Here is a 12,348-nt window from a genome sequence, read left to right as displayed (position 1 = left end):
GGTGCAAAGATTTGCTCAGCAACATTTTTGATAAGCGAAAATTAAATTGCTTGATCAACCATGTCGTTAGCCTCAATTTGTCCCATGCCTCTTACGAGAATAATTTCACTCAATAAAATTTGTTTGGCATTGGATAGCATCTTTTTTTCTCCTGTTGAGAGTTTCTTTTCCCTATCCATACGAACCAAATTTCGAACTACTTCCGCTACTTCTACAGCATTACCCGTCTTTAGTTTCTCCATATTCTCACGATACCTGCGATTCCAGTTCGCTGACATCTCGCTTGTAACATCCTCTAACGTCGACATTACATCGATCAATGCAGCTTCCGAAATAATCCTTCTTACGCCAATATCATCACTAGTATCTACCGGAATCATTATCTTCATATCGCCGCAAGGAACTTTTAAAATATAATATCTTCTTGTTTCACCAAGGATTTTCTTTTCCTCTATACCTTCGACAATCCCGGCTCCGTGCATTGGATACACGATTTTATCTCCTATGATAAACATATTATTCCCCTCCGCTTCATGTATCTAGTATATCTTACTATTTTGTCCCATGTCAAGGTAGTAAATTTTACAGTTTATCATAATGCATTTTTGATGTCAACCTAAATTTATCAATATCGCTTTCCCTGCCATAATTGTAGCATAACATTCCCGTTGAATTTATGATACAATATCATTGTGAGCGAATCATGGTGTAATATGAACCTATTTTTCCTCTAGCCATCACCTCACCTTCACAAACGGAAGTTATTATTATTTCAAGGGACTAACAGTATTTAATAAAATATAGGAGTAAAGAAATATGTATAAGATTTTAATCGTTGATGATGAGATAAAAATAAGAGAAGTAATTCGCGAATATGCCGAATTTAATGGATATTCAGTAGAAGAAGCGGCGGACGGAATGGAAGCCATCGGTCTGTGCAAGTTGAATGATTACGATTTAATCATCTTAGATGTGATGATGCCGAAGCTAGATGGATTTTCCACCTGCAAAGAGCTTCGTAAATTTAAGGATACCCCTGTCATTATGCTTTCCGCCAGAGGGGAAGAATACGATAAATTATTTGGCTTTGAACTGGGTATTGATGATTATGTCGTAAAACCTTTCAGTCCAAAAGAATTAATGGCAAGAATAAACGCCGTTCTTTCCAGAAAAACAATCATTCAACCCACCACGCAAGATGTAATGGTTTTTGAAGGTCTTACGATTAATATTCCTGCAAGAACGGTTACCGTCGACGGGGAAAAAATTGAACTGACTCCGAAAGAGTACGATCTTTTGTTCTACCTTGCTCAGAATTGCAATATTGCCCTTTCGCGTGATAAATTGTTATCGGACATTTGGGGGTATGATTTTTTTGGGGATGACCGGACCATTGACACACACATTAAAAATTTAAGAAATAACCTTGGCCCCTATCGAGACTTTATTGTTACGCTTAGAGGCGTCGGCTATAAATTTGAAATTTAAAAACCTATCCCATCCTTTTTTAATTGAGGTAACAAGGATACATGATGAAACAACAAGCATTCAAACTAAATATTGATAGGAAAAGTATCACCTTTAAACTATGGGCTTACTTTATCCTTTTTTCATTATTGCTTCTTGGCATACTTTGGGCGTTGCAAATATTTTTCTTAAACAACTATTATCAGCAGATGAAAATAGCGGAAACGACCAGAATTGCAAACGTAATCAGCTCACAGTACGGCAAAGAAGACTTCTTGGATACGATACGATCGTTATCCGTATCCAATGATATGTACATTCAAATTGAAACAGAGGACACCATCCTATTTTCACCTTCTAAGGATTCCAATCGAACGCCTTCCTACATGTATCTGCCGGAAATGGGCATGGTTCGAAAACAATTATTGGAAGGAAACCGTCCGAGTGCATCGATTATCATTTCCAGTGTAGAATCGAACATGGCACCAAGACATAGGGACGGAGACAAAAAAATTCTAGCTTATGCCGGTTATTTAGAAAACTCTAACGAAAATACGGTAATTCTTTATATTTTTTCACCATTATTTCCTGTGGATTCTACAGTCGGCATTTTACGAAGTCAGTTAATTTATGTGACCATCATTTCCCTATCCCTTGCCTTTTTCCTATCGTTTTATTTATCCAACAGGATATCCAAACCGATTCGAAGAATAAACAAAACTGCAGAAAAACTGGCAGCAGGCGAATATGGCATCCAGTTTGAGGGAGGACACTATTCAGAAATTATTCAGCTTGCGAACACGTTAACGTTGGCCTCTAACGAACTGAAAAAGACGGATTCTCTCCGTAAGGACCTGATTGCAAACGTTTCACATGACTTAAGGACACCCCTTACAATGGTTAAATCCTATGCTGAAATGATTCGTGATTTATCGGGTAACAACCCTGAAAAACGTGCGGCACATCTGGAAGTTATCATAGAAGAAGCCGATCGGTTAAACTTGTTAGTCAGCGACATGCTGGCTTTATCCAGGCTGCAAACAAGAGTTACACCTTTAGAAAAGACGACCTTTAATTTATGTGAAGCTGCACAGAGCATCGTGAACTCTTATGGTCTTTATACTGAAAAAGAAAATTACAGATTTATTTTGGAATGTCCAAAAGGTTCCGATGTACAGATCAGTGCAGATGAAAACAAAATTAAGCAAGTCATTTCCAATTTATTTTATAATGCGATCAAATACTGCGGTACAGATAAAGAAATTATTGTCCGTATTTTAAGCGATGAGACTCGCTGCCGCTGTGAAGTATCCGATCACGGCATGGGTATTCCTCAAAGCGAAATCGATCAAATATGGGAGCGATACTTTAAAGCCAGCACCAATCATGTCAGAGCGGTAAAAGGCACCGGGCTGGGGTTATCTATTGTAAAGGAAATTATTATTCTTCATGGCGGTAAATACGGAGTAAAAAGCGAAGAAGGAAAAGGAAGTACATTCTGGTTTGAGCTAAAGAAGTAAGATCAAATGAACTAATGAAGAGGGCTGTCTCAAAACTTCATATTGGTCAGATAAAGCCGATGGATATTTTGAGGAATGCACCTCTTTTCAAATTTCATGAGCAATGTATTCAGCGAGCATGAAATGCGAAGAAAAGCACTGTTTGAGCGTAGCGAGTTTGCTTTTCTATCTGAATGCAGCGAATGAAATTTATTAAAAGATTCATTCCGAGAACCAATCCTACAGGCTTTAACTGACCAATATGAACTTTATTGGGATACCCCTCTATTTTTATGTACTTTTTTCATGATTTTTCTTTTTCCAATCTGCAATGACTACCCCACCTTTTAGTTCGCCTTCCTGAATCTGTTCATAGCATTTTTGAATTCTATTTGCTATACTCATGTTACATACAAATCAATTTGCATTGATCAGTAAAGGAGGAACTTAAGATGAGCAATACTGATTTTTGTACATGTAAAAATTACAGTTGTACTTTTCATCCACGTAATCACGACAAAGGCTGCGATCTTTGTATTCGAATCTGTCTGCATGACGGTGCACTCCCCTCGTGCTTTTTTAGAGATGTATCAAAAGAGTTAAGAGATGTAACAGCAATTGATGATTCATCATACGAAGCATTCGCGAAACTGGTTTTGAAGAAAAAAGAAGATGAGTCGCACTAATAACGTCCACAAAAAAAGACTACATTGTAGTCTTTTTATATATCTAGGTCCGTATTGATGACCTTTTCATTTAGCTAAACCGGGCTAGTGCCTCTCTTATATTGGATACCCCTATTAACGTCACATTTTTAGGAATATCCTTGATAGCTGTTACATTTTTTTGAGGTAAAATAATTTGAGAAAAACCCATTCGTCCCGCTTCCTTGATTATCCTTTCGCAGTTCTGAACGGATCGCAGATCTCCAGTCAAACCGATTTCGCCAAGGGCCAGGGTTTTTCCGGAACTTGGTTTTCCCTTATACGAAGAGTAAATGGCAAGAGCAACCGCCAAATCGGTGGACGTCCCTTCCGGCTTCAGGCCTCCTACTACATTGACATAGACATCCTGATTGATTAGGGATACATTCGCTTTCCTCTCTAATACCGCCAAGATCATATTAAGTCTGGATAAATCGATTCCTAACGCCGTTCTTCTGGCAAACCCGATATTGGTAGGTGCGGTCAGTGCTTGAATCTCTAAAAGCAACGGCCTTGTTCCTTCATAGACCGCAGCAGCAACAGCTCCTTCCACCCCATCCTCCAAGCCTTCTAAAAAGCTCTTTGATAAGTTCTCAATTTCCATCAGTCCTTCTTCCCGCATTTCAAACGCACCGATTTCATTAGTGGTGCCGAATCTGTTTTTAAATGACCGTAAAATTCGCAGTTCCTGATTGCGCTCTCCGGTAAAGTTTAAGACACAATCCACCAAATGTTCAATAATTTTAGGCCCTGCCAGTTCGCCTGATTTAGTCACGTGTGCGACGATGAATACCGGGATATTTTTAACCTTGCCGAGCTTCATCAGCTCATTTCCGCAAGCGCGAACCTGTGAAACGCTGCCCGGTGCCGAATCCATTATTTCAGAATACATCGTCTGAATGGAATCAATGATGATGAACTCCGGATTTAGTTCCTCTGCAACAGCAACGATATTTTCCATGTTGGTTTCAGCTAGCAGAAATAAGTTCTCCGATGTGTTTCCGCATACCCGATCTGCTCTCATCTTTATCTGTTCTTCCGATTCTTCACCGGAAACATAAAGGACTTTCCCGTATTTTTGTGCAATATGAGAAGCGGCTTGTATGATAATAGTAGACTTCCCAATACCCGGCTCCCCTGATATCAAGGTCAAGGAGCCTTGCACGAGACCCCCTCCAAGCACGCGGTTGAGTTCACCGATTCCTGTATCCAATCTGGAAAAATTTCCGGATTTCACTTCGATCAATTTGGTTGCTTTCGCTCTTTTTTCGCTTCCGGCTGACACTCTGCTTCGGTTGTCGTTTTCATTGATCGGTATTACTTTTTCTTCTACCATTGAATTCCACGCGCCGCAAATACACTGTCCCAACCATTTTGCGCTTTCAAATCCGCACTCTTGGCATACGAATACAGTCCTTGGTTTTTTTGCCATCACTTCTTTCCCTTCTGCGTCTGTTTTTCTCATTTTATCACACTAAAAAAGGAATTCCAACCGCAAAACACCCCCGGAAGTTTTCCGAGGGTGTCATCTTATTAATTCGACGCTTCCGTCGCTTCTTTATGTTTAGCGATAATCTTTTCAGCCAAATGCATTGGAACTTCTTCATATCTCTCAAATCGAAGAGTAAAGCTTCCTCTCGCCTGTGTCATTGCTCTCAAGGATATCGCATAGTCGAATACTTCCGCTTGCGGAGCTTCTGCCATCAACCGCTGCCCGCCTTCCTGAAGCGGCTCCATTCCAAGAATCTTCCCTCTTCTCTTGTTCATATCGCCCATTACATCGCCCATATACTCTTCCGGAACAACGATATCCAGGTGCATCACCGGCTCAAGCAAGCAAGGTTTTGCTTCCACAATACCCTTCTTAAAAGCAAGGGAAGCGGCAATTTTAAAGGCCATTTCATTGGAGTCTACATCATGGTAAGAACCGTCGTATAGAACAGCCTTGATATTTACTACTTTGCAGCCTGCAAGAGGGCCTTTGTCCATGGATTCACGAAGCCCCTTTTCAACAGCCGGTACATAGTTCTTTGGAATAGATCCGCCGAACAGTGCTTCGGAGAACTCAAATTCTTCCTGTGAAGGGGAGAATCGGATATGAACGTCCCCGTATTGTCCTGCACCGCCGGATTGTTTCTTATGCTTGCCCTGAACATCCGATTGCCCTTTGATGGTTTCTCTGTAAGCAATCTTTTGAGGTACCGTCTTCACATTTACGCCGAATCGATCCTTTAATTTTGCTAGAATAATGCTAAGCTGTATTTCCCCTTGACCGCCAAGCAGTGTCTGCTTGGTTTCTGCGTTTCTGGAAACGATAAAGGATGGGTCTTCTTCTCTCAGCTTGTTGAGTCCCGTGCCCATTTTTTCTTCGTCTGCCTTATCCACTGCTTCTATTGCAATAAAATAAGATGGCTCAGGGAAATCAAGCGGCAAGTAACGAATTGGATCATGCTTGTCGCAGAGAGTATCCCCCGATAACGTATATTGGAGTTTTGCCACTGCTACAATATCGCCCGCTTCCGCATAATTCAATTCCAGCTGAGTTTTTCCCCGGAGGAAAAACAGCTTTCCCAACTTTTCTACTTTTCCGGTTCTCTCATTCAAGATTTCTGTACCGGAATTGATTTTTCCCGTAACCACCTTCATGATGGAAATTTTCCCTACAAATGGGTCCACAATTGTCTTAAAAACAAATGCAGACATTGGCGCGTCTACCACTGACAGCCTTTCTACCGGTTCATTTTGATCATTAAATCCGTAGTAAGAGCCATGTTCATAAGGGGTAGGCACATAGGTAATAAGTAAGTCCATAAGCCCTTCAATGCCATGTCCAAGAGAAAACGCCGAAGAGCACACAGGAACGATCACGCCATCTGAGATACCGTGCACCAGTCCTTTTTTAATTTCTTCGTCGGTAAAATCCTCTCCATTGAAATATTTATCCATTAAAGCATCATCCGTCATCGCAATCGCTTCCTTTAAGCCCTCATCGATTTCAGCTGTAATCGGCCAGCTGAAAGGAATCAGTCTTTCGCCGAATTTTGCCTTTAATTCATCAAATGTTTTATAAAAATCAAATTCGTCCTTGTCTCTTTTATTTATTACGATAAATCTTGGTTTCTTATATCTTTCGCAAGCTTTCCAAGCCTGTTCTGTGCCAACCTGAATACCTGCTCCTGCGTCTACTAAAATAACAGCTGCTTCTGCAACTCGCAACGCCGCATTTACTTCCCCGATAAAATCAAAATAACCCGGCGTATCAATAAAATTAATTTTACTGTCTTTCCATTCAATTGGAACGACAGACGTATTAATTGAATAGCCTTTTTCAATTTCCATTTTGTCGTAGTCAGATACTGTGTTTCCATCTTCCACTTTACCTAGTCTGTTAATTACGCCTGTTGCTAATAAAGCTGCTTCTAAGAATGTAGTTTTACCACATCCGCCGTGTCCAACAAGTGCAACGTTTCTGATAGTGTCGCTCGTATAGCCCTTCATAATAAGACCTCCCAAAATTATTTTTGATTCTGTAAAGCATGAAAAATTCTTGTTGAAATGTCAAAAACTTCACATATTTATTATAGCATTTAAGAACCCATATAGCAAACGAAAATCGTCAGAATGTTCGATTTGTCTGACAATCAAAAAACAAGGTTTTGAATTGTCCCTTTACGATCTTGCTTTCATCATTTCTCTATGCCTCATTTCCGGTCAAATCTTCTGTATCCATCTTCCTGAAATACGGTGTTTTTGATAAGATCACCGTTACAGCAAAGGCGATTAGGAGTCGTACGAACGTCACCACAATAATGCTGGCACCGGCTACACCAAACAGCAGCCCGGTTTCTATTATCCCATGGCAAAGATAGATAAAGACACCCATGAGCATCAAATCTTTCTTGGATATCGGCGTTTTCTTATTCATTTCAATTAATGTGCCTGCACCATAAGTGACCCCCATAATCACGCCTACCAACAAGGGAAAAATCGTTTCTTTCTTCATTCCCATCATCTTGCTTAGGGGCGCCAGCTTCACTGCGACCTTTTCCATGATCTGATAGACCATAAGCAACTCAATAATAATCATAAGCGGTATGAGCACCTTGAGTAAATTCACCATGGTCATCAGACCGCCCTTTAGTATTTCTAACACGATAATATCCCATCCGACACTCACAGAAAAACGCCTCCTAACCATCCTATCAACATACCAACCAGTACAGCCATGCTTAATCGATACGCTGCCACAAGCATGACAGGGAAGCCTATTTTTTTACCCACCGCTGATTCAACCGGTAAGGAGTGTGCCGTTAAGGCAATCATCGCAATGGTAGTAATAGACGCTTTGGAGAAGTCAAAGGAACTCATCGCTGCAACTACCCCGTACTCATCTGTAAAAAATCCGGAAATAATAGGCACGACAGCATCTCCAGGCAAATGAAACAGCTTCATCGCCGGCGCAAAAGTTCTTTCTAAAAGAGGCATAATCGGGGAATATTTTATGACAACAACCACCGCATAAATAGGAAGCATGACCTTCAAGAGCAAAAGGCCTGTTTTTATTCCTTTCAGGATACCCGCTTTAATCGCCATCAACAATTTACTCATCACGTCCGACCTCTTTCTTTTATGTCAAGATATTCTATTTATAGTCTAAACGAGCAAATAAAATGCTTAAAACTCTGCATTTTTCGGAGTCCTAGGGAAAGGCACAACGTCTCTGATATTGCTCATGCCTGTCAAATACATGATAATTCGTTCAAACCCCAGACCATACCCTGCATGTTTCACTCCTCCGTATTTTCGTAAATCCATATACCACCAATAATTTTTTTCTTCCAATCCAAGTTCTTTCATGCGTGCCGATAAAACGTCATACCGTTCTTCTCTCTGGCTTCCTCCGATGATTTCTCCTACGCCCGGAACCAATAAATCGCAGGCCGCTACCGTCTTGTCATCCTCATTTAGTCTCATATAGAAAGCCTTGATTTCTTTTGGATAATCGGTCACAAATATCGGCTTTTTATACACTTCCTCTGTCAGATAACGTTCGTGCTCCGTCTGTAAATCCACTCCCCATTGAACCGGGAACTGGAATTCTCTCCCGGACTTCATCAATAAATCCACCGCTTCTGTATACGTTACGCGTTCAAAATCGCTGCTTACAAGGTTATTCAAGCGTTCAAGCAGTCCCTTATCAATAAAATTGTTGAAAAACTCCATTTCTTCCGGCGCATTTTCAAGCACATAATGGATGATATATTTAATCATAGATTCTGCCAAATTCATGTTATCGTTTAAATCCGCGAAAGCCACTTCCGGTTCAATCATCCAGAACTCAGAAGCATGCCTGGCCGTGTTGGAGTTCTCTGCTCTAAAAGTAGGCCCAAAAGTATACACGTTTCGGAATGCCAATGCAAAGGTCTCGGCTTCCAGCTGACCGCTGACCGTTAAGCTCGTTTCCTTGCCAAAAAAATCTTGTGAATAATCGATGCATCCGTCTTGCATAGGCAACTCTTTAAGATCTAACGTGGTAATCCGAAACATTTCTCCTGCCCCTTCACAATCACTTCCGGTTATGATCGGTGTATGGACATATACAAAGTTATTTTCTTGAAAGAATTGATGAATGGCATAGGCGGCTAAAGACCGTACTCGGAAGACCGCAGCAAACGTATTGCTCCTCGGTCTGAGGTGCGCAATCTCACGAAGAAATTCTAAACTGTGACGCTTCTTTTGAAGCGGATAATCTGGATCAGCTCCTGCCTCTACCGAAACCTCCAGAGCTTTTATTTCGAAAGGCTGCTTTGCCTGTGGAGTGGCGACTAAGATGCCCCGAACCATTACCGCTGCTGAAATAGATGCTTTCGCTATCTGTTCAAAATTTCCGATCGTTTCTTGTTCATAAACTACTTGAACCGATTTAAAAAAGGTGCCGTCATTTATTTCGATAAAACCGAATTTATTGGAGCTCCGATTGGTTCTCACCCACCCTCGAATCGTTACTTCTTGATCCAAATAGCTCTCTATATTTCTAAAAAAATCTTTAATTTGCAATTCTTTTTTCATATTGATTTTCTCCTTACGTTATAAATTTCACACTTTTATTATCTATATTACCATTATTTTCATGCACTCCCATTGTAAATGAAATATTTTTGCTTTACAAGACATAACAGAAAAGAGACAGATTTCTCTGTCTCTTAACATCATTTCCAATTCTATATTCCTCATTCGAGATTGTTGGTATTTATTTCTCGATCGGCTTCATTGTCGGGAAATCCTACCTAACAATTTATAACCCTTTATAGCTGTTTATATCTCTAATTAATGATGTTCTTATTATGTCTTCATTTTATAATTCTGCAAAACTCTTTATAAGTAGTCGTAAAGCTGTCGTAAAATGGTCGTATGCTTCATTTAGCATAATTTGAGCCTCTTTTGTACATTAAAAATAGTAAATTCAAGTTCCTTTAAGAGGGGTAAGACCTAAACATCATTGGCTCTTGTGTTTTGACAATTTAGCATCTCATTTATTTTTTTCCAATCTAATCTTTGGAGCGCTAACCTATCTCCATCTACTACCTTTTTACGTCCATTTCTATTTAATGTTCCATATGTTCCCGGATGTGTAAGGGGAACAATAGAAACCTCACCTGTTTTAAATCGAACGGTAATCGCACCTTCCTCAATAACCATATTATATGTCTTTTTCTTATAGTCATATATCTGACCTGCAGATAAAAGCACCCCATCAAAAAACTGTTTTTCCAAGGCAAAGAATTACTTTAGGTCTAATTATATCTACTAATCTTTCGACTAGCAACGAACTTGGCTGAATCCAGCTATCTTTAAATCCACTGCTTGTATTTGCATTTCTTGCCCGATACCAAGGGACAAAATTAGTAAAAAACAGATTCTCATAAGTGTTATTATCACTCTCTAATTGATATCTTTGATCAATTAAAGTAAAAGCTCGCATATTGTTCTGTTTGTCGGGCTATTATTTCCATCCATGTAACAAAAAGTATTAGGATCATAGGTTCCCGAATCCATATTTTTCACAATGGTCTCACCTTTAAAATTAAGACTTCCCCAGTCTTGACCTACAAGTAAAATTGACGCATCTAAATGATTTCTTCCACCTTCCCAGCAACTCCAGAGATTCACTTCCTTACATGCAGGGTAATTTTCAAGCTGAATGCCTCCGTCTTTATTTATATGAGTCAAATCAAAGGTGTTGATATCGTCAACAAGATTATTATATGCATCTATTTTATTGTCAATAAAACTACCCAATTAAAATCAACCTCTTCTCATAATCATCTCTTATAAAAACCTTCTGCACTTTATGAAGTGAAATTTTCTAAAGATTTCTTAACACCTCTTGTTTCTTTTAACAGTTTGAGCACTTCTTTGATTATTGAAATAATCTTCAAAATTAATCAGTTCTGAACGTTTCAAATCTTTTGTTGCCTCTGCATAAATGTCCATTGTAGTCTCTGCATCGGCGTGTCCGAGAATATCTTGCATTGCTTTGATGTTAACACCTGCTTCACACATTCTAGTTGTAAAAGTATGTCTTAACGAGTGATTGCTGAATTTTGGAAGTAAGGTTACTTCTTTAACTCCCTGATTCTTATCCAACACCTCATAATTGCAATCTCTAATAATTCTTCTTAATGCCTTATTAAGTGTTCCTTGATGCTGAACTCCACCAAAACGATTTATAAAGACAAAGTCTGTATACCCGTCCACAACTACATTGCATTTAATTCCACATTCTTTCTGATATTCCTTCTCTAAAAGAAATGCTTCCTTAACCTTGGGCAACATAGGAACTGTTCTTTTTCCAGCTTCCGTTTTAGGTGTGTTAACAGCAAATGTGCAACCTTCAACTTCCCCTTTGCTGTAGTAAACAAGAGTATGATTTATATCGATTGTCTCATCTTCAAAATCAATATCACTCCAACGTAATCCAGTAATTTCACCTACCCTTAGGCCTGTCCATAAAAGAGTTATAAAAATAGGATACCATCTATGATATTGTCCTTGTTTACTTAGAAACTCTTCAAGAAGTTCCTGCTCAGGAATTGTCAATGCTCTTCGTTTTTCAGAATCATTATTGTGAGCTTTTTTTAGTTCTTTCAATGCATTATCAGAAGGATTAAATCTTAAATATTCATCTTCTACTCCAAGTTCTAATACTTGATGTAAAACTGTATGAACACTATCTATCGTTGATGTTTTAAGCTTCTGCTTATCAGAAAGATGATTATAAAAGGCTCTCACATCTGTTCTTTTTAAATCTGTAATCTTTATATTCCCGAAATCTGGCTCTACAAATTGTGTGTACATATACTTATAGTTCTGAAAGGTATTATCTTTCAATCCCCGTTTAATTCGCACCCACAAATTATATAGGTCATTGATTGTTAAATCTTTTTTATCTGACCTAATACCGTCTAATACATCTCTCAGGACATCAACTTCTTTTTCACGAAGTTCTTCAAGCGTCTTGGCGTAAATGGAATGACGTTTTCCTGTTTTGTCTCTCCATTTATATTCAAACGTTCCGTTTGTTCGCTGATATTCGCCTTCCTTTAATACCCTTTTTTTATTATCTTTGCGTCTCTCTACTGCCATAAGTAAATCTCCTTTCATAACGTAAAGAGAAC

Annotated in this window: 12 protein-coding genes; 3 read left to right on the top strand and 9 right to left on the bottom strand. The window is 39.2% G+C overall.

The features are described from left to right. Nucleotides 1–41: 41 nt before the first annotated feature. Nucleotides 42–515 (bottom strand): CarD family transcriptional regulator, encoded by a 474-nt coding sequence (locus JYB65_RS13720; RefSeq protein WP_206583261.1) that lies wholly within the window; start codon nucleotides 513–515, stop codon nucleotides 42–44. 301 nt (nucleotides 516–816) lie between these two features. Between JYB65_RS13720 and JYB65_RS13715 the strand changes: the two genes are divergently transcribed. The 3 genes from JYB65_RS13715 to JYB65_RS13705 all read left to right on the top strand — a co-directional run bounded on the left by JYB65_RS13715 (nucleotide 817) and on the right by JYB65_RS13705 (nucleotide 3,652). Then, nucleotides 817–1,488, top strand: coding sequence for a response regulator transcription factor (locus JYB65_RS13715; RefSeq protein ID WP_206583260.1), 672 nt, complete (start codon nucleotides 817–819; stop codon nucleotides 1,486–1,488). Nucleotides 1,489–1,529: 41 nt separating this feature from the next. Beyond that, the gene (locus JYB65_RS13710) at nucleotides 1,530–2,987 is read left to right on the top strand and encodes a sensor histidine kinase (protein WP_206583259.1); all 1,458 of its coding nucleotides are present in this window, start codon (nucleotides 1,530–1,532) and stop codon (nucleotides 2,985–2,987) included. 431 nt (nucleotides 2,988–3,418) lie between these two features. Beyond that, a complete protein-coding gene (locus JYB65_RS13705; protein WP_206583258.1) occupies nucleotides 3,419–3,652 on the top strand; it encodes a DUF6485 family protein in 234 nt (77 codons plus the stop codon). Between the two features lie 70 nt (nucleotides 3,653–3,722). Here JYB65_RS13705 and radA read toward each other — a convergent pair whose 3' ends face one another. From radA to JYB65_RS13665, 8 genes are all read right to left on the bottom strand, one after another. Next, complete coding sequence (radA, locus tag JYB65_RS13700; protein ID WP_425331131.1) at nucleotides 3,723–5,135, bottom strand: DNA repair protein RadA; 1,413 nt, start codon at nucleotides 5,133–5,135, stop codon at nucleotides 3,723–3,725. A gap of 68 nt (nucleotides 5,136–5,203) precedes the next feature. Continuing rightward, nucleotides 5,204–7,168, bottom strand: a complete 1,965-nt coding sequence (locus JYB65_RS13695; protein ID WP_206583257.1) for an elongation factor G — start codon at nucleotides 7,166–7,168, stop codon at nucleotides 5,204–5,206. Nucleotides 7,169–7,364: 196 nt separating this feature from the next. After that, nucleotides 7,365–7,847: a nucleoside recognition domain-containing protein gene (locus JYB65_RS13690; protein ID WP_206583256.1), complete on the bottom strand. Its 483-nt coding sequence runs from the start codon at nucleotides 7,845–7,847 to the stop codon at nucleotides 7,365–7,367. Continuing rightward, nucleotides 7,844–8,278, bottom strand: coding sequence for a nucleoside recognition domain-containing protein (locus JYB65_RS13685; protein ID WP_206583255.1), 435 nt, complete (start codon nucleotides 8,276–8,278; stop codon nucleotides 7,844–7,846). Before JYB65_RS13685 ends, JYB65_RS13690 begins: the two co-directional genes overlap by 4 nt. 66 nt (nucleotides 8,279–8,344) lie before the next feature. Continuing rightward, nucleotides 8,345–9,739 (bottom strand): asparagine--tRNA ligase, encoded by a 1,395-nt coding sequence (asnS, locus tag JYB65_RS13680; RefSeq protein WP_206583254.1) that lies wholly within the window; start codon nucleotides 9,737–9,739, stop codon nucleotides 8,345–8,347. Between the two features lie 420 nt (nucleotides 9,740–10,159). After that, entirely contained in the window at nucleotides 10,160–10,444 is a 285-nt protein-coding gene (locus JYB65_RS13675) for a hypothetical protein (protein WP_206583253.1), read from the bottom strand. Nucleotides 10,445–10,633: 189 nt separating this feature from the next. After that, nucleotides 10,634–10,969: a hypothetical protein gene (locus tag JYB65_RS13670; protein WP_206583252.1), complete on the bottom strand. Its 336-nt coding sequence runs from the start codon at nucleotides 10,967–10,969 to the stop codon at nucleotides 10,634–10,636. A 78-nt stretch (nucleotides 10,970–11,047) separates the two neighbouring features. Further along, nucleotides 11,048–12,316: a site-specific integrase gene (locus JYB65_RS13665; protein WP_206583251.1), complete on the bottom strand. Its 1,269-nt coding sequence runs from the start codon at nucleotides 12,314–12,316 to the stop codon at nucleotides 11,048–11,050. Between the last annotated feature and the right edge of the window lie 32 nt (nucleotides 12,317–12,348).

It is taken from the genome of Clostridium aminobutyricum, from assembly GCF_017255415.1.
Taxonomy (GTDB): Bacteria; Bacillota; Clostridia; order Peptostreptococcales; family Anaerovoracaceae; genus Aminipila; species Aminipila aminobutyrica.
This window is presented reverse-complemented; position numbering and strand designations above follow the sequence as displayed.

What these genes read in the sequence shown, in the direction of transcription:
- JYB65_RS13710 (WP_206583259.1), top strand. Translation starts at nt 1,530, where the DNA reads ATGATGAAACAACAAGCATTCAAACTAAATATTGATAGGAAAAGTATC.
- radA (WP_425331131.1), bottom strand. Translation starts at nt 5,135, where the DNA reads ATGAGAAAAACAGACGCAGAAGGGAAAGAAGTGATGGCAAAAAAACCA.
- JYB65_RS13715 (WP_206583260.1), top strand. Translation starts at nt 817, where the DNA reads ATGTATAAGATTTTAATCGTTGATGATGAGATAAAAATAAGAGAAGTA.
- asnS (WP_206583254.1), bottom strand. Translation starts at nt 9,739, where the DNA reads ATGAAAAAAGAATTGCAAATTAAAGATTTTTTTAGAAATATAGAGAGC.
- JYB65_RS13685 (WP_206583255.1), bottom strand. Translation starts at nt 8,278, where the DNA reads ATGAGTAAATTGTTGATGGCGATTAAAGCGGGTATCCTGAAAGGAATA.
- JYB65_RS13695 (WP_206583257.1), bottom strand. Translation starts at nt 7,168, where the DNA reads ATGAAGGGCTATACGAGCGACACTATCAGAAACGTTGCACTTGTTGGA.
- JYB65_RS13705 (WP_206583258.1), top strand. Translation starts at nt 3,419, where the DNA reads ATGAGCAATACTGATTTTTGTACATGTAAAAATTACAGTTGTACTTTT.
- JYB65_RS13665 (WP_206583251.1), bottom strand. Translation starts at nt 12,316, where the DNA reads ATGGCAGTAGAGAGACGCAAAGATAATAAAAAAAGGGTATTAAAGGAA.
- JYB65_RS13720 (WP_206583261.1), bottom strand. Translation starts at nt 515, where the DNA reads ATGTTTATCATAGGAGATAAAATCGTGTATCCAATGCACGGAGCCGGG.